At 70.4% G+C, this 15,866-nt stretch carries 14 protein-coding genes and 2 tRNA genes; 8 read left to right on the top strand and 8 right to left on the bottom strand.

Annotated features, from left to right (window positions below; all coding sequences use genetic code 11):
• Positions 1–25 precede the first annotated feature (25 nt).
• Both PV963_RS30670 and PV963_RS30665 read right to left on the bottom strand, forming a co-directional pair.
• On the bottom strand, positions 26–664 hold the full coding sequence (locus PV963_RS30670) for an alpha/beta family hydrolase (protein ID WP_274819333.1): 639 nt from the start codon (positions 662–664) through the stop codon (positions 26–28).
• A 1-nt stretch (position 665) separates the two neighbouring features.
• Positions 666–1,481 (bottom strand): SOS response-associated peptidase, encoded by an 816-nt coding sequence (locus tag PV963_RS30665; RefSeq protein ID WP_274819331.1) that lies wholly within the window; start codon positions 1,479–1,481, stop codon positions 666–668.
• Positions 1,482–1,531: 50 nt separating this feature from the next.
• Here PV963_RS30665 and PV963_RS30660 point away from each other — a divergent pair, with 50 nt between their 5' ends.
• The 4 genes from PV963_RS30660 (at position 1,532) to PV963_RS30645 (ending at position 5,194) form a co-directional block, all read left to right on the top strand.
• A complete protein-coding gene (locus PV963_RS30660; protein ID WP_274819329.1) occupies positions 1,532–2,254 on the top strand; it encodes a M50 family metallopeptidase in 723 nt (240 codons plus the stop codon).
• Between the two features lie 123 nt (positions 2,255–2,377).
• Positions 2,378–3,694, top strand: a complete 1,317-nt coding sequence (gene aroA, locus PV963_RS30655; RefSeq protein WP_274819327.1) for a 3-phosphoshikimate 1-carboxyvinyltransferase — start codon at positions 2,378–2,380, stop codon at positions 3,692–3,694.
• 17 nt (positions 3,695–3,711) lie between these two features.
• On the top strand, positions 3,712–4,722 hold the full coding sequence (gene rsgA / locus PV963_RS30650; RefSeq protein WP_274819326.1) for a ribosome small subunit-dependent GTPase A: 1,011 nt from the start codon (positions 3,712–3,714) through the stop codon (positions 4,720–4,722).
• A gap of 148 nt (positions 4,723–4,870) precedes the next feature.
• The gene (locus PV963_RS30645; protein WP_053757374.1) at positions 4,871–5,194 is read left to right on the top strand and encodes a DMT family transporter; all 324 of its coding nucleotides are present in this window, start codon (positions 4,871–4,873) and stop codon (positions 5,192–5,194) included.
• A gap of 7 nt (positions 5,195–5,201) precedes the next feature.
• Here PV963_RS30645 and PV963_RS30640 read toward each other — a convergent pair whose 3' ends face one another.
• The gene (locus tag PV963_RS30640) at positions 5,202–5,810 is read right to left on the bottom strand and encodes a TetR/AcrR family transcriptional regulator (protein ID WP_274819322.1); all 609 of its coding nucleotides are present in this window, start codon (positions 5,808–5,810) and stop codon (positions 5,202–5,204) included.
• Positions 5,811–6,043: 233 nt separating this feature from the next.
• On the opposite strand from PV963_RS30640, the gene hisN reads away from it, so the two are divergent.
• Entirely contained in the window at positions 6,044–6,844 is an 801-nt protein-coding gene (gene hisN, locus PV963_RS30635; RefSeq protein ID WP_274819321.1) for a histidinol-phosphatase, read from the top strand.
• A 129-nt stretch (positions 6,845–6,973) separates the two neighbouring features.
• The gene (locus PV963_RS30630; RefSeq protein ID WP_274819319.1) at positions 6,974–7,366 is read left to right on the top strand and encodes a CBS domain-containing protein; all 393 of its coding nucleotides are present in this window, start codon (positions 6,974–6,976) and stop codon (positions 7,364–7,366) included.
• A 70-nt stretch (positions 7,367–7,436) separates the two neighbouring features.
• Here the strand turns inward: PV963_RS30630 and PV963_RS30625 are convergent, their stop codons facing one another.
• Entirely contained in the window at positions 7,437–8,888 is a 1,452-nt protein-coding gene (locus tag PV963_RS30625) for a catalase (RefSeq protein ID WP_274819317.1), read from the bottom strand.
• A 145-nt stretch (positions 8,889–9,033) separates the two neighbouring features.
• On the opposite strand from PV963_RS30625, the gene PV963_RS30620 reads away from it, so the two are divergent.
• On the top strand, positions 9,034–9,450 hold the full coding sequence (locus tag PV963_RS30620) for a Fur family transcriptional regulator (RefSeq protein WP_010047623.1): 417 nt from the start codon (positions 9,034–9,036) through the stop codon (positions 9,448–9,450).
• A gap of 371 nt (positions 9,451–9,821) precedes the next feature.
• Here PV963_RS30620 and PV963_RS30615 read toward each other — a convergent pair.
• The 4 genes from PV963_RS30615 to PV963_RS30600 all read right to left on the bottom strand — a co-directional run bounded on the left by PV963_RS30615 (position 9,822) and on the right by PV963_RS30600 (position 15,148).
• Positions 9,822–9,895: transfer RNA gene (locus tag PV963_RS30615), tRNA-Met, on the bottom strand.
• 103 nt (positions 9,896–9,998) lie between these two features.
• Positions 9,999–11,822: a tetratricopeptide repeat protein gene (locus PV963_RS30610; RefSeq protein ID WP_274819315.1), complete on the bottom strand. Its 1,824-nt coding sequence runs from the start codon at positions 11,820–11,822 to the stop codon at positions 9,999–10,001.
• Positions 11,823–12,056: 234 nt separating this feature from the next.
• Positions 12,057–12,130 (bottom strand) — tRNA-Met (locus PV963_RS30605).
• A 57-nt stretch (positions 12,131–12,187) separates the two neighbouring features.
• On the bottom strand, positions 12,188–15,148 hold the full coding sequence (locus PV963_RS30600; RefSeq protein ID WP_274822164.1) for a UPF0182 family protein: 2,961 nt from the start codon (positions 15,146–15,148) through the stop codon (positions 12,188–12,190).
• 163 nt (positions 15,149–15,311) lie between these two features.
• On the opposite strand from PV963_RS30600, the gene PV963_RS30595 reads away from it, so the two are divergent.
• Positions 15,312–15,854, top strand: coding sequence for a PPA1309 family protein (locus PV963_RS30595; protein ID WP_274819313.1), 543 nt, complete (start codon positions 15,312–15,314; stop codon positions 15,852–15,854).
• Positions 15,855–15,866 lie beyond the last annotated feature (12 nt).

Here is a 15,866-nt window from a genome sequence, read left to right as displayed (position 1 = left end):
TCGCCGCCCCGGCATTCCCGGAGCTTTACCCGAGTGACCCGGTCCACTCCACGACCGCGTCCGTGATGACCGCCACTGCCTCTTCCTGCGTGATCTCCGCGCGCTTGGGGACGGCGAAGCCGTGATCGCCGTACGGCACCTCGACGAGCTCGTGCGGCCCCTCGGGGAACTCCTCGGGCTTCCCGAACGGGTCGTTCCCGCCCTGGACGACCAGGGTGGGCACCCCGGAACCCAGCAGCTCGGCGGCGCGGGACTTCTCGGGCTTGCCGGGCGGGTGCAGGGGAAAACTGAGGGCGAGGACCGCGTGGGCGCCGAGTTCGCCGGCGGTGCGGCAGGCCACGCGGGCCCCGGCGCTGCGGCCGCCGGAGATCACCGGCAGTCCGGGCTCGACCAGCGCGGGCCAGACGTCGCGCCAGCCGAGGTCCAGGGTCCTGGGCGCCGGGGCGAGCTTCTTCCCTGCCACCCGCCAGGGCTGCTCCACGCGGGCCACGGTGACGCCGTGGGCGGGCAGGACGGCGGCCAGGGCCTTCAGGTCGCGGGCCTCGATGCCGCCGCCGGCGCCGTGGCTGACGGCGAGCACCAGCCGGGCCTTCTTCGCCTCGTGCCAGGTGATACGGGCGGGGCCGGCGTCGGTCTCGACGATCTCGGTCGTGTCGGAACTCACGTCAGAAGAGTGTGCCCTCTTCGGGCCCTTCCAGCTCCTTGAGCAGCTCGGGGCCGTTGTTGCGGACGTTGCTGACGGCCGTGGCGACGGGGTAGGCGCGCATCAGCCCGGCGGGCGGCGGGGCGAGCAGCTCGCGCAGGTCGTCGGCGTCCGTGCGGGAGGGGTCCAGCCAGGCGTCCCAGCGCTCGGGTGTCAGCATCAGCGGCATCCGTGGGTGGATTTCGGCCAGAGTCCGCGGACCGTCCGCCGGGGACACCGCCAGCGGGCTCTGCTCGGCCTCGGTGGTGATGACGGAGCACGTCACCCACCAGGCCTGCGGGTGGTCGTCCGGCAGTGTCTTGTCCCGCCAGAACTCGTACAGCCCGGCCATCGCGAAGACCGACCCGTCCGCCGGTGTCACGAAGTAGGGCTGCTTGCGCGGCCGCTTCTTCTTGCCCTCGACCTCCAGCTCGCGCTCCTGCCCGCCGGTGACCCACTCGTAGTAGCCGTCGGCGGGCAGGATGCAGCGCCGGGAGGTGAAGGCGCGGCGGTAGGACGGCTTCTCGTGGACGGTCTCCGCGCGGGCGTTGATCATCCGGGCGCCGCCCTCGGGGGTCTTCGACCAGGACGGGACGAGCCCCCACTTCAGCCTGCGCAGCTGCCGAACCGGTCGCGGGTCGTCCGCGTCTTTCAGAGGGCGGTCGAGGACGGCGTAGACCTCTTTGGTGGGCGCCACGTTGTAGTCGGGCTCCAGAGTCTCCTCGGGCTCCCACTTCTCGATCTCAAAGATTCCTGAGAGATCCTCTGGCCTACGACTCGCTGCATACCGTCCGCACATACGTGCCACACTGCCAGATTCCATTCGCCCACAGGGAGCCAACGCCGCACATGGACAGCACCGCAACCGCCTCCCTCGCCTCCCTCTGGGACGAGGTCTCCGGCACCCAGCCCGACCCCGACCTGTGGGTCGTGATCGCGACCCTGGCAGTCGCGCTCGCCGTGGTGATCCCGCACGGCCTGTGGCGCATCTCCCGCAACGCCATCACCATCGCCCACGAGGGCGGACACGGGCTCGTGGCCCTGCTCACCGGCCGCACCCTCACCGGCATACGGCTGCACTCGGACACCAGCGGCCTGACCGTCAGCCGCGGCAAGCCGTACGGCATCGGCATGATCCTCACCGCGGCCTCCGGCTACACCGCCCCGCCCCTGCTGGGCCTCGGCGGCGCGGCCCTGCTCGGCTCCGGCCGCATCACGCTCCTGCTGTGGCTGGCCACGGCCCTGCTACTGGCCATGCTGGTGATGATCCGCAACGCCTACGGCGCCCTCACCATGATCGTCACCGGCGGCCTGTTCGTCGTGGTGTCCTGGCTGGCCGGCCCTCAGGTCCAGGCGGCGTTCGCGTACGTGGTGGTGTGGTTCCTGCTGATCGGCGGGGTGCGTCCGGCGTTCGAGCTCCAGGCCAAGCGGGCCCGGGGCGGGGCGGGGGACTCGGACGCGGACCAGTTGTCGCGGCTGACGCATGTGCCGGCGGCGTTGTGGCTGTTTCTTTTCCATGCGGTGTCGCTGTGCTCCCTGATAGGGGGCGGGCGCTGGCTGCTGGACTTGTGACGCGCCCCGAAGGGGCGCAGTCGCACCGGGGCGGGACTGTGCCGACGTGCGGCTGCGCCGCGTGGGCGCGAGCGGCCCCACGGCGCCCCACCCGAGCGACGGCCTCCTTATAAAGTGGGGCCCATGGCCCCGAACACCGCAGACACCGCCCTCTGGCCCGCCCCGCACGCGAGCGGAGCCGTCGACGCGACGGTCCACGTGCCCGGGTCCAAGTCGGTCACCAACCGCGCCCTCGTCCTCGCCTCCCTCGCCTCCGAACCGGGCTGGCTGCGCCGCCCGCTGCGCTCCCGCGACACGCTGCTGATGGCAGCCGCGCTGCGCGCCATGGGCATCGAGATCGAGGAAGGGGTCGGCCCGGACGGCACCGGCGAGGCCTGGCGTGTGATCCCCACGGGCCTGCGCGGCCCGGCCACAGTCGACGTCGGCAACGCCGGCACGGTGATGCGGTTCCTGCCGCCGGTCGCCGCGCTCGCCGACGGTCCCGTCCGCTTCGACGGTGATCCCCGCTCCTACGAGCGTCCCCTGAACGGAGTCATCGACGCGCTGCGTCAGCTCGGCGCCCGGATCGACGACGACGGCCGTGGCGCGCTGCCGCTGACCGTGCACGGCAGCGGCGCCCTGGACGGCGGCCCGGTCGCCATCGACGCGTCCTCCTCGTCGCAGTTCGTGAGCGCCCTGCTGCTGTCCGGCCCGCGCTTCAACCAGGGCGTCGAGGTCCGCCACACCGGCGCCACGCTGCCCTCCATGCCGCACATCCGCATGACCGTCGACATGCTGCGCGCGGTCGGCGCCCAGGTGGACACACCCGAGTCGGGCGGCGAGCCGAACGTCTGGCGGGTCACGCCCGGCGCCCTGCTCGGCCGCGACCTGACGATCGAGCCGGACCTGTCCAACGCCCAGCCGTTCCTGGCGGCCGCGCTGGTGACCGGCGGCCGGGTCGTCATCCCGGACTGGCCGGCCCGCACCACCCAGCCCGGTGACCGGCTGCGCGAGATCTTCACCGAGATGGGCGGCTCCTGCGAACTGACCGAGTTCGGGCTCGTGTTCACCGGCTCCGGCTCGATCCACGGCATCGACGTCGACCTGAGCGAGGTCGGCGAGCTGACGCCGGGCATCGCGGCGGTCGCGGCCCTCGCGGACTCCCCGTCGACCCTGCGCGGCGTGGCCCATCTGCGGCTGCACGAGACGGACCGCCTGGCCGCGTTGACCAAGGAGATCAACGAACTCGGCGGTGACGTCACGGAGACCGCCGACGGTCTGCACATCCGCCCGCGCCGACTGCACGGCGGGATCTTCCACACCTACGACGACCACCGCATGGCCACGGCCGGCGCGATCCTCGGCCTGGTGGTCGACGGAGTGCAGATCGAGAACGTGGCGACGACGGCCAAGACCCTGCCCGACTTCCCCGACCTGTGGACCGGGATGCTCGGGGCGTAGGACGCGGGGATCAGGTCATGCGCCGCTACGGCAAGCACACCGACGAGGACGACATCCGCACCCGTCCCGGCCGCCGGAACACCCGGCCCCGGACGAACATCCGGCCCAAGCACGAGGACGCCGCCGAGGGTCTCGTCCTCACGGTCGACCGGGGCCGCCTGACCTGCCTCGTCGAGGACCGTGTGGTGATGGCGATGAAGGCCCGCGAGCTGGGCCGCAAGGCGGCGGTGGTCGGCGACCGCGTGGCGCTCGTCGGCGACCTGTCCGGAAAGAAGGACTCGCTCGCGAGGATCGTCCGCATCGAGGAGCGGACGTCCGTGCTCCGTCGCACGGCGGACGACGACGACCCGTACGAGCGCGTGGTCGTCGCCAACGCCGACCAGCTGGCCGTCGTCACCGCCCTGGCCGACCCCGAGCCCCGCCCGCGGCTGATCGACCGCTGCCTGGTCGCGGCCTACGCCGGCGGCCTGGCCCCGCTGCTGGTCCTGACCAAGTCGGACCTCGCCCCGCCCGACAAGCTGCTGGAGCTGTACGGCCACCTCGACATCCCCTACGTCGTCACCAGCCGCGAGGAACTACAGAACGGCACCGCCGTCGCCCGTGTACGCGAGCAGCTCGACGGCAAGATCACCGCGTTCGTCGGCCACTCCGGTGTCGGCAAGACGACCCTGGTCAACGCGCTGGTGCCACAGGAGCAACGGCGTACGACGGGGCATGTGAACGCGGTGACGGGCCGCGGCCGGCACACCACCACCTCGGCGCTCGCCCTGCCGCTGTCGGGCAGCGACGGCTGGGTGATCGACACGCCGGGCCTACGGTCCTTCGGACTGCACCACGTGGACCCGGCCCAGGTCATCCACGCCTTCCCCGACCTGGAGCCGGGCACCGAGGGCTGCCCGCGCGCGTGCAGCCATGACGAGCCCGACTGCGCGCTGGACGCGTGGGTGGCCGAGGGACACGCGGATCCGGCGCGGCTGTACTCGCTGCGGCGGCTGCTGGCCACGCGGGAGCGGAAGGAAGGCGACTGACCTCCGCGTTGTTTGTCTTGGCGTGCGGACGGTAAGTGCATAATCGCACCAAGCCGGACGCAAGACCGACCAGAAGCTGAAGAATCTGGCGTACACGCTCCAACAGACCAAGCGGTCGCTGAACGTGGGGATACGGGAGGAACGACTCATGGCGTGGCTGCTGGTCATAGTGGCGGGATTGCTGGAGACCGGCTTCGCCGTGTGTCTGAAGCTGTCGCACGGTTTCACACGGCTCTGGCCGACGATCGCGTTCTGCGTCTTCGCCCTCGGCAGCTTCGGCCTGCTGACCCTGGCGCTGAAGAAACTCGACGTGGGACCCGCCTACGCCGTGTGGACCGGTATCGGCGCGGCGGGCACGGCGATCTACGGCATGGTGTTCCTCGGCGACCTGGTGTCGACGCTGAAGATCGTGTCGATCAGCCTCGTCATCATCGGTGTGGTCGGCCTCCAGTTGTCGGGTTCGGCGCACTGACGCCCTGTCAGCCCGCCTGCCGCTGAAGGGCGCTGCGGACCAGGGCGGCGACGCCGCCCTCGCCGGGTGGCGCGGCCACGCAGGACAGGGCGAGCCGGACGGCGAGTTCGCAGGTGCGGGCGAGGTCCGCTGCGTCGGACTTGGGGGTGCCGGGTCCCGCCAGGGCGGTGACGGCACGGTCGCGGACGAAGGCGACGAAGTCGCCGGGTGAGGGCAGTGGGCCGTCGGCGCGGCGCTGGGCCGGTACGGCGGAGGTGGAGGGCACGGCCGACAGGGCCGGGGACGGCAGCCGTTCGCTCCAGCAGCCGGTGAGCATGGCGCGGACCAGGGCGTTCTCGCGGGCCGCCGCGGTGGTCCACTCGGCGGTGGCGGTGAGCCGGTCGCGCGGGTCGCTGTGCGCGGTGAGCGCGCGGTCGACGCCGGCGAGATATCCGTCGGCCTCCCTCCGTACGAGCGCCCGGGCGAGGCCGTCCTTGCTGCCGAACTCGTTGTACAGCGTCTGCCGGGACACTCCTGCCGCCGCGGCCACGTCCACCATCCGCACGGCGGACCACGGCCGGCGCGCCAGCGCCGTGTAAGCGGCGTCCAGTAGAGATTCCCGCGCTGCAGGCATCATCGCCTCCCCTTGGGGCGAGCGGCACTGCGCCCAGATTTGACGCGCACGAAACCACTGTCAAGGGTTCACGAGCGCATGCGGGGGCGCCTTTGAGCCGATCTACGCGGATACCTCCGGCGGTTTGGCCGGGCCGCCGTTCCGCCGCCGCAGGCCGTGCCACTGCGGGCAGTCGTGCCCCTTGGCCCACAAGCCCCCTGTAGCCCCACCCCCACCTCGGCAGATAGGTTCGTTACATGCCCGACTATCTCGACGACCTGCGTCTCGCCCACGTCCTCGCCGACGCCGCCGACGCCGCGACGACGGACCGGTTCAAGGCCCTCGACCTCAAGGTCGAGACCAAACCGGACTTGACCCCGGTGAGCGAAGCGGACAAGGCCGCCGAAGAACTCATCCGCGGCCAGCTGGCCCGCGCCCGCCCGAGGGACGCGATCCTCGGCGAGGAGTACGGCGTCGAGGGCACCGGCCCCCGCCGCTGGGTGATCGACCCGATCGACGGCACCAAGAACTACGTACGCGGCGTCCCGGTCTGGGCCACCCTCATCTCCCTGATGGAAGCCGGCGAGGGCGGTTTCCAGCCCGTCGTCGGCGTCGTCTCCGCCCCCGCCCTCGGCCGCCGCTGGTGGGCCGCGAAGGGCTACGGCGCGTTCTCCGGCCGCAGCCTCACGAAGGCGACCCGCCTGACGGTCTCCCGCGTCGGAAAACTCGCCGACGCCTCCTTCGCGTACTCCTCGCTCAGCGGCTGGGAGGAGCAGGGCCGCCTGGACGGCTTCCTGGACCTCACCCGCGAGGTGTGGCGCACGCGCGCGTACGGCGACTTCTGGCCGTACATGATGGTCGCCGAGGGCGCCGTCGACATGTGCGCCGAGCCGGAGCTGTCGCTCTGGGACATGGCCGCCAACGCGATCATCGTCACGGAGGCCGGCGGCACCTTCACCGGACTCGACGCCCGCCCGGGCCCGCACAGCGGCAACGCGGCCGCGTCGAACGGCCTGCTGCACGACGAGTTGCTGGGGTATCTCAACCAGCGCTACTGAACAGGCCCGCTGTTACCGAGCGCCCCCTTGTTGACCCTCCCTTTGCCTGCCACTCTGAGAGTCCGCCCGCTTGTGAACTTGTGAAAACATGAACAAACGGCGGGACACTCCCAGGAGGTGGCTCCATCCATGCTCGTCCGTGACGCCATGACCACCGTCGTCCTCACCATCGGCCCGACCCACACCCTCCGCCAGGCCGCCGCGCTGATGTCCGCCCGCAAGGTCGGCGCGGCCGTCGTCCACGACCCCGACGCCGGCGGCATCGGCATCCTCACCGAACGCGACATCCTCATCTCCGTGGGCCAGGGCCAGGACCCGGACACGGAACGCGCCCACGCCCACACCACCACCGACGTCGTGTTCGCCGCTCCGACCTGGACCCTGGAGGAGGCGGCCGGCGCCATGGCGCACGGCGGCTTCCGTCACCTCATCGTGCTGGACCGCGACGAGCCCGCCGGCATCGTCTCGGTCCGCGACATCATCCGCTGCTGGGCACCGGCGCGTCAGCAGGTGCCCGCCTGACAGCAGGGACGGCCCGGACCCCCCGAAGGGGCCCGGGCCGTCCCTGCCGCAAGCGGTCCAGCGCTGGAGTTCAGCCGCGCAGGGCCTGGACCGCGGCCTCCAGCCGCTTGCCGTAGTCCCCGTCGGCCTGACGGAAGTTGTCGATCGCCCGCTCGACGATGTCGTCCCGCGAGACCTTGGCGATGAATCCCGCCAGGTTGGCGATCAGGCGTTCCTTCTCGTCCTCGCTCATCAGCCGGTAGAGGTTGCCCGCCTGCACGAAGTCGTCGTCCTCGGCGTGGACCGGGGCCGGGTGGTTGCCCGTCACGCCGCTCACGGCCGTGGCGGACCACAGCGGACGGTCCGTCTGGAACGGGCCGCCGAAGCTGTTCGGCTCGTAGTTCTTCGCGCCCTTGTGGCGGCCGTCGTAGAGGTGACCGTCACGGGAGTTGGTGCGCGCCACGGTGGCGTGCGGCCGGTTCACCGGCAGGTGGTCGGCATTGATGCCGACGCGGTAGCGGTGGGCGTCGCCGTACGCGAAGAGGCGCCCCTGGAGCATCTTGTCCGGGGACGGGCCGATGCCGGGCACGAAGTGCGCGGGGCTGAAGATCGACTGCTCGACCTCGGCGAAGATGTTCTCCGGGTTGCGGTTGAGCTCCAGCTTGCCGATCTCGATCGGTGGGTAGTCGGCGTGCGGCCACACCTTGGTCAGGTCGAACGGGTTGAAGCGGTACGTCGCCGCGTCCGCCTCCGGCATGATCTGCACCTGCACGGTCCAGGACGGGAACTCACCGCGCTCGATGGCCTCGCGCAGATCGCGCTGGTGGGAGTCGGGGTCCTCACCTGCCAGCCGGTCGGCCTCGGCCTGCGTAAGGTTCTTGATCCCCTGGTCGGTCTTGAAGTGGTACTTGACCCAGAAGACCTCGCCGGCCTCGTTCTGCCACTGGAAGGTGTGCGAGCCGAAGCCGTCCATGTGGCGGTACGAGGCGGGGATGCCGCGGTCGCCGAACAGCCAGGTCACCTGGTGCGTGGACTCGGGCGACAGGCCCCAGAAGTCCCAGACGTTGTCCGCCTCCGTCGAGCCGGTGTACGGGTCGCGCTTCTGGGTGTGGATGAAGTCCGGGAACTTGATGGCGTCCTTGATGAAGAACACCGGGGTGTTGTTGCCGACGAGGTCGTAGTTGCCCTCCTCGGTGTAGAACTTCAGCGCGAAGCCGCGCGGGTCGCGGACGGCGTCCGCCGCCCCCAGATTGCCGGCCACGGTCGAAAAGCGCAGGAAGACCTCGGTCTGCTTGCCGATCCCGGAGAGGAACGCGGCACGCGTGTACGGGGTGACGTCGGCGGTCACCGTGAAGGTGCCGTAGGCGCCGGCGCCACGGGCGTGCACCACACGCTCCGGGATGCGCTCGCGGTTGAAGTGGGCGAGCTTCTCCAGCAGGAGCTGGTCCTGGACCAGCACCGGGCCGCCCACACCCGCGGTCTCACTGTTCTGGTTGTCGGCGACCGGAGCACCGGCCTCCGTCGTGAGCGGCCCCTGCGTCATGTGTGCCTCCTGCACCATTCCTGACCGTTCCTGTCTCTCGGCCAAAGTCGTTCTCGACCCTACAATAGACATTGTCTAAAGCAAGCAGGACTCTAACTTCACACCTGTTCGCGACCTGGTCCCCTTTGCTGTTAGGCTGGTGGTCATGAGTGACCTTCTGGAACGGCTGCGCGGACGCGGATGGCGGATGACCGCGCAGCGGCGCGTCGTGGCCGAGGTCCTCGACGGCGAACACGTCCACCTGACGGCCGACGAGGTCCACGCCCGGGCCGTCGCCAAGCTGCCCGAGATCTCCCGGGCGACCGTCTACAACACGCTCGGCGAGCTCGTGTCGCTCGGCGAGGTACTCGAGGTCTCCACGGACCAGCGCGCCAAGCGGTACGACCCGAACGCCCACCAGCCGCACCACCACCTGGTCTGCGCCCAGTGCGGCGCGATCCGTGACGTGCACCCGGTGGGCAACCCGCTGGCGGACCTCCCCGACTCGGAGCGCTTCGGCTTCACGGTCTCGGACGTCGAGGTGACGTACCGCGGCGTCTGCCCGAACTGCGCGGCCGCCTAGCCTTCGCACACGAGAGCCCCGGCACCGATGGGTGCCGGGGCTTCTCCATGCCCGCACATGTCAGGGCTTCCCACTGCCCGCACGCTTCCCGTGCCTGACGGGTCGCCATATGGTCAGCGGCACCCACCACGCGCTCTGGGCGGCACCGGAGGCAGCCGTCCGGATCCGCTACCAGCATCTCGACTCCGCCGACATCCTCACGGACCTGGAGAACGGCGGCGTCGACTCCGCGCGACTGCTCGAAGAAGAACGAGATCTTCGTCACATACCTGGCGAAACCCCTGAAAACGGACTACGAGGTGGCGGTAGGACACCGTCGGTAGACACACCAAGGGCCGGAACCCTTTCGGATTCCGGCCCTCGGTCTTCAGTAGCGGGGACAGGATTTGAACCTGCGACCTCTGGGTTATGAGCCCAGCGAGCTACCGAGCTGCTCCACCCCGCGTCGGTGAATGCAACGTTACGTCAACGCGGAGGACGGATGCAAATCGCTTACCCAGCTGCGGACAGTCGTGCCGCTTGGGCGGCACGGGTGGGCGCAGCCGGCCTTACGCCGACAGCTCCTGCCTGAGCGCATCCCGCAACCGAGCCGCCCGCTCCGCCACCGACCCCGGCCCCAACGCCACCGCCCGATCGGCCCACCGCTGCCCCTCCGCCAGCTCCCCCCGACGCGCGTAGACCAGGGCCAGCCGCAACGCCGCCCGCCCATGCCCGGCGTCAGCGGCTCGCGTCCACCACACCGCCGCCTCGGGCTCACTCCCCTCCCGGGCCAGCAGCAGCCCGAGATTGAACGCCCCGTTGCGGGACCCGGCCTCGGCAGCCTCCCGGTACCACCGAGCCGCCTCGACGACGTCCCCCCGGGCCGCCGCGAGCATGCCCACCCGCACCTGCGCCCGCCGGTGCCCCTGCGAGGCCGCTCTCTCGTACCACTCCTCGCACTCGCTCCGCCGGTGCACCGGCTCCCCGAGCTCGTGCGCGGGCTCCGGCGGCCGGCGCGCGTCGAGCACGGTCGCCAGCCGGTACGCGGCCTCGGCGCTGCCGCCTCCGGCCGCACACCGCAGATGCCGCTCGGCCTCCTGCTCGTCGCCGTCCCGCAGCCGGGCCATGCCGACCTGGAGCGCCGCCTCCGTGTGGCCGGCGGCCGCGGCCCGCTCGTACCAGCGCAGCGCGGCCTGCTCCTCACCCCGGCCGGCGTGCAGGATGCCCAGGTTGAAGGCGGCGTCCACGCTCCCGGCCTCCGCGGCCTTGGAGAACCACGGCTCCGCGCCCGTCTCGTCCCCGCCCCGCAGCAGCAGGATCGCCAGCGCGTTCGCGGCCTCCCGGTGCCCGGCGTAGGCGGCGCGCCGGTACCACTGCTCGGCCTGCGCCGTGCGCCCCTGCTCGGCGCAGAGCAGCCCGAGGTTGTAGGCGCCGTTCACGTCGCCCGCGTCCATCGCGGCCCGGTACCAGCGCTCGGCGGTCTGGGTCTCGCCCCGCTCGGCGTGCAGCGCGCCCAGCGCGTTCGCCGCGTTGCCGTCGCCGTCCTGGGCGGCCCGCAGCCACCACACGGCGGCGTTCTCGGTGTCGCCCGCGTCGCGCAGCAGGAAACCGAGCGCGCAGGCGGCCCGCGCCTCGCCGTCCTTGGCGGACGTCAGGTACCAGCGTCCGGCCTCCTTGAGCTCGCCGCGCTTCTCCAGGATCGTCCCGAGGTGCAGCGCGGCGCGCCGGTGACCGCGCGCGGCGGCCTGCCGGTACCACTGCTCGACCTCGTCCAGCACCTGGACGCCGTTGCCGCCGTCGGCCTCCCGCGCGGCCTTCCGGTCCAGCGCCCGGGCCAGGCGGTACGCCGCCTCCCGGTGCCCGCGCTCGGCCGCCACCCGCATCCACTTCTCGGCCCCGGCGTCGCCACGGTGCTCCAGCAGGTCGGCGAGGGCGTACGCGCCCAGGGTGTGTCCCTGTTCCGTGGACTGGCGCAGCCAGTACTCGGCGGCGGGTTCGTCGCCGCGCTCGCGGTGGTGCCGGCCGAGGGCGTGCGCGGCCGCCGCGGATCCGGCGACGGCGGCGATCCGCCACCAGCCTGCGGCCTCGTCGGCGTACCCCCGCTGGTGGAGCAGGACTCCCAGGTTGTTGGCGGCGGCCCGGTCGCCAGCGGCGGTGGCGGCACGCAGATGGGGTTCGGCACCGTCGAGATCGCCACGGCGCAGCAGCATGGCCCCGAGGACACTCATCGCCTCGACGTCGCCGGCCTCCGCAGCGAGCCGCTGGCGCAGCTCCTCGGCCGCCTCGTCGGCGATCTCCCCGGCATCGTCCGGGGTGTCGGTGTCCTCCCGGCTGGAAGGCTGCACAAAACGCCCTGTCTCGAACAGAGTTGCCTTGTCCCCCATAACGTCCATCGTCGCACCACCTGCAACCTGGGTACACCTGGTATACCGCAGCCAGTGAGGTCACTACAGCGTTTTGTCGACATGCCCACAGAGAGACAAGTCAAACACAGATTTCCCAACTCCCCCCGGCGGCGCGGCCGCAGCCCGCACCAGCACATGCGTTCACACATCACGAAGGCCCGGATTCCTGTGTGGAATCCGGGCCTTCGTGGTCGCTCCGTCACTCGGACTTCGCGATTTCAGTAGCGGGGACAGGATTTGAACCTGCGACCTCTGGGTTATGAGCCCAGCGAGCTACCGAGCTGCTCCACCCCGCGCCGTTGTGTTCACAACCGTATCACGGCGCGGGGTGGGCGTTTGACCAGGCCAGGCCCCTAGCTGCTCGGCTTGGGGCTCGGACTGCCGCTCGGACTGCCGCTCGGCTTGGGGCTCGGGCTGGCGCTGGGCTTGCTCTCGCCGCCCCCGGCACCCCCGCGGCCGGCCTGGGCCTGCGCCTCCTCGGCCCGCCGCAGAGCGTCCTCGAGGTCCTTCTGCGCCCGGCCGTACGCCTCCCAGTCGTTCTCCTTCAGGGCCTCCTGACCCGCGTCGAACGCCTTCTGGGCGTCCTCCAGGGCCTGTTGGACCGTCGGGTTTTCGGACGTCGGTGGTGGCGTCGTGGTGTCACCCTCGTCCGGTGGCTCCGGGGCCTGTCCCTCCGTCCCGAAGATCTTGTTGAGGGCCTCGTCGAGCGTGTTCTCGAAGGCGGTCTGGCCTCCGTAGGTGACCAGCACCTTCCGCAGCAGCGGGTACTTCAGTCCACCACCGCGTACGTAGACCGGCTCCACGTAGAGCAGCCCGCCGTCGAGCGGCACCGTCAGCAGGTTGCCGTACTCGACTTCGGAGTCGCCGCCTCTCAGGAGCCTGATGGACTCGGCGATCTCCTCTTGCGAGTTGAACTGGCTCTGGACCTGCTGGGGTCCGTTGACCGTCGTGTTCGTCGGCAGTTTCAGGATTCTGATCTTGCCGTAGTCACTGGTGCCCGCCTCGGCGTCGACCGCCATGAACGCGCTGAGGTTGTCCCGGCCGTTGGGCGTGAAGGTCGTCGTCAGCGAGAACGACTGAGCCTTCTGGTCGGGCATCTTCATGCTCAGGTAGTACGGCGGCACCGCGTTGCCCGACCGGTTCGTCGGGTCGTCCGGCACCTGCCAGACCTCGCTGCCGCTGAGGAACGTCGTCGCGTCCCTCACGTGGTAGCGCGTGAGCAGCTCCCGCTGGACCTTGAACAGGTCCTGCGGGTAGCGCATGTGGTCCATCAGGTCCTTGGAGATGTCGCCCTTGGGCTGCACCGTGTCCGGGAAGGCCTTCATCCAGGTCTTCAGGACCGGGTCCTTGGTGTCCCACTGGTAGAGCTTGACCTCGCCGGTGTACGCGTCGACGGTCGCCTTCACCGAGTTGCGGATGTAGTTGACCTGGTTCTGCTGGGCCACCACCGCGCGGTTGTTGTTGGCGGCGGTCAGCGAGTCGGCCGTCGTGTCACCGAGGGTCGTACGCGAGGAGTACGGATATCCGTTCGTCGTCGTGTACGCGTCCACGATCCACTGGATACGGCCGTCCACGACCGCGGGGTAGGCGTCGCCGTCGATGGTCAGCCAGGGGGCGACCGCCTCGACGCGCTCCTTGGGCGTGCGGTTGTACAGGATCCGCGAACCTTCGCCGATGGCGCCCGAGTACAGGATCTGTGGTTCGCCGAACGCCACCGCGTACGCGGCCCGGTTGACCGGGTTGGAGAGGTTGACCCCGCTGTCGCCCTTGTAGCTGGTGGTCTTCTCGCCGTTGTCGTCGGAGTAGTCGATCTCCTTCTGGGGACCGCCGACGATCGAGTACGTGGTGGTCTTCTCGCCGTAGTAGACCCGCTGCTCGTACGTGCCGAGGTCGCCCTTGGAGGGCAGGTCGGACTCCGTGAAGACCGGGCGTCCCTGCGCGTCGGCGCTGGTGCCCTCGGCGGCGACCACTCCGTATCCGTGGGTGTAACGGAAGTGGTTGTTGATCCAGTTCTTCTTCGGGATGCCGGCGAGGTTGATCTCACGCAGGCCGATGACGGTGTCCTGCTCCTTGCCGTCCTTGGAGTACCGGTCGACGTCCAGGTTGTTCGGGAACGCGTAGTAGTTCCTGATCTGCTGGAGCTGCTGGAACGTCGGCGAGACGATGTTCGGGTCCATGATCCGGATGCTCGCCGTGGAGCCGACGTCATCGCGGAGCGTGGTCTTGTCCTCGGTCTTGCTCGTGCCCGTGTAGTCGGTGACCTTGGTGCCGTCGATGCCGTAGGCCTTGCGCGTCGCCTCGAGGTTCTTCTCGACGTACGGCGCTTCCTTGGCCTGCTCGTTCGGCTGGACCTGGAACTTCTGCACGATCGCCGGGTACAGGCCGCCGATGAGGATCGCGGAGAGCACCATCAGGCCGAAACCGATCACGGGCAGCTGCCAGGTGCGCCGCCAGATGGTGGCGAAGAACAGCAGCGCGCAGATGACGGCGATGCAGAACAGGATCGTCTTGGCCGGCAAGTATGCGTTGGCGTCGACGTACCTCAGGCCCGTCCAGTTGTCGGTCGCCCTGAAGTCGCTGGACTTGACCGCGAGTCCGTACCGGTCGAGCCAGTACGCGACCGCCTTGAGGGCCACGAAGATGCCGATGAGCACCGACAGGTGCCCGGTGGCCGCCGCCGTGGCGCGGGCGCCGGGGCTGGTGACGCGCAGGCCGCCGTACAGGTAGTGCGTGAGCGCGGCGGCGATCACGGACAGGATCGCGGCGGCGAAGCCGAACCCGAGCAGGAAGCGGTACCAGGGCAGATCGAAGGCGTAGAAGGCGACGTCCAGCTTGAACTGGGGGTCCTTCTGGCCGAAGGGCACGCCGTTGATCCACATCAGCCACGTCCGCCACTGGCCGGACGCGGAGGCGCCGGCGATCAGGCCCACCAGGGCCGTGATCCCGAGCAGCAGCCACTTCTTGTAGGGCGCGATGCTCATCCGGTAGCGGTCGAGGTTCTGCTGCTCCATGGACATGGCGCTCAGCGGCGGCCGAAGCCGGTGCGCCAGCCAGATGTTGAAGCCGACCGCGAGGGCCATGAGCAGACCGAAGACCAAGAAGAGCCCGATCTTGGTCCACAGGGTGGTGGTGAAGACCGACGAGTAGTTCACCGACCGGTACCAGAGCCAGTCCGTCCAAAAGCCCGCGAACATGGTGAACACCATGCCGAGGACGGCCAGGACGCCCAGTGTCATGAGCAGGGTCCGGACACGCCGGGACGGGCGGCCCACTCTGATCCGCGGCCCCGAAGGGCCTCCGCCGCGGTCCGGCATCTGGAAAGCCAAGGTGCGCACCTCGAAGTTCGCTGTTGATTCGTCAGGCCCGCGTCTTCACGGACCGTCTGCGGCCCCCGTGATCGTGGGCCCCCACCTATGCAACTTACTCACCGTTTACTCGGTTCCCGATTCCGGTCGGGAACGAGGCAGGATTGTGACCATGTCCAACACTCCCATGGCGGCGAGCCCGCTCACCCGGGCCGTGCTCGAGATCGACGAGTACGTCTCCGGCCTCGGCTGGGACCAGCCCGCCCGCCTCTTCGCACTCGTCGACACCGCCCGGCTCCGGGCCGAACAGCCCTCGCTCGCGGACCGGCTCGGTCTGGGCGACGAGTCGGAGAACTCCGGCCTCACCCCGATCGAGCAGGACGAAGTTCCAACGGGCAAGCCGCTCGACGAGTTCCTCGCCACCATCGCCTGGCCCGACTCGGTGGCCGGCTGTGCCCTCGCCGTGGAGCGCCTGATGCTGCCGCCGTCCGCGGAGGCCCAGGTTCCGCAGGGCCTGGACGAAGCCGCGCTGTCGAAGTGGGTGGCGGACCACCCGGACCGCCAGGAGGTCCGTATGACGGTCGCGGTCCTGCGGGACGGCACCCGCGAGTCGGCCCTGCGCCTGCGCGAGAAGGACTCCCCGACTGAGGTTCTCACCGGCTCCGACCTGGTACCGGGCCTGGCGGAGGCATTGGCGGCGACGTTCGAGGAGTAGCCGGGCGGCCGC

The sequence above is a fragment of the Streptomyces coeruleorubidus genome (assembly GCF_028885415.1).
GTDB lineage: Bacteria > Actinomycetota > Actinomycetes > Streptomycetales > Streptomycetaceae > Streptomyces > Streptomyces coeruleorubidus_A.
The sequence above is the reverse complement of the archived record's forward strand: the minus strand, read 5'-3'. Positions and strand labels throughout refer to the sequence as shown.

What these genes read in the sequence shown, in the direction of transcription:
- rsgA (WP_274819326.1), top strand. Translation starts at nt 3,712, where the DNA reads ATGCGCCGCTACGGCAAGCACACCGACGAGGACGACATCCGCACCCGT.
- PV963_RS30630 (WP_274819319.1), top strand. Translation starts at nt 6,974, where the DNA reads ATGCTCGTCCGTGACGCCATGACCACCGTCGTCCTCACCATCGGCCCG.
- PV963_RS30665 (WP_274819331.1), bottom strand. Translation starts at nt 1,481, where the DNA reads ATGTGCGGACGGTATGCAGCGAGTCGTAGGCCAGAGGATCTCTCAGGA.
- PV963_RS30600 (WP_274822164.1), bottom strand. Translation starts at nt 15,148, where the DNA reads ATGCCGGACCGCGGCGGAGGCCCTTCGGGGCCGCGGATCAGAGTGGGC.
- aroA (WP_274819327.1), top strand. Translation starts at nt 2,378, where the DNA reads ATGGCCCCGAACACCGCAGACACCGCCCTCTGGCCCGCCCCGCACGCG.
- PV963_RS30610 (WP_274819315.1), bottom strand. Translation starts at nt 11,822, where the DNA reads ATGGACGTTATGGGGGACAAGGCAACTCTGTTCGAGACAGGGCGTTTT.
- PV963_RS30620 (WP_010047623.1), top strand. Translation starts at nt 9,034, where the DNA reads ATGAGTGACCTTCTGGAACGGCTGCGCGGACGCGGATGGCGGATGACC.
- PV963_RS30660 (WP_274819329.1), top strand. Translation starts at nt 1,532, where the DNA reads ATGGACAGCACCGCAACCGCCTCCCTCGCCTCCCTCTGGGACGAGGTC.
- PV963_RS30645 (WP_053757374.1), top strand. Translation starts at nt 4,871, where the DNA reads ATGGCGTGGCTGCTGGTCATAGTGGCGGGATTGCTGGAGACCGGCTTC.
- hisN (WP_274819321.1), top strand. Translation starts at nt 6,044, where the DNA reads ATGCCCGACTATCTCGACGACCTGCGTCTCGCCCACGTCCTCGCCGAC.
- PV963_RS30595 (WP_274819313.1), top strand. Translation starts at nt 15,312, where the DNA reads ATGTCCAACACTCCCATGGCGGCGAGCCCGCTCACCCGGGCCGTGCTC.
- PV963_RS30640 (WP_274819322.1), bottom strand. Translation starts at nt 5,810, where the DNA reads ATGATGCCTGCAGCGCGGGAATCTCTACTGGACGCCGCTTACACGGCG.
- PV963_RS30625 (WP_274819317.1), bottom strand. Translation starts at nt 8,888, where the DNA reads ATGACGCAGGGGCCGCTCACGACGGAGGCCGGTGCTCCGGTCGCCGAC.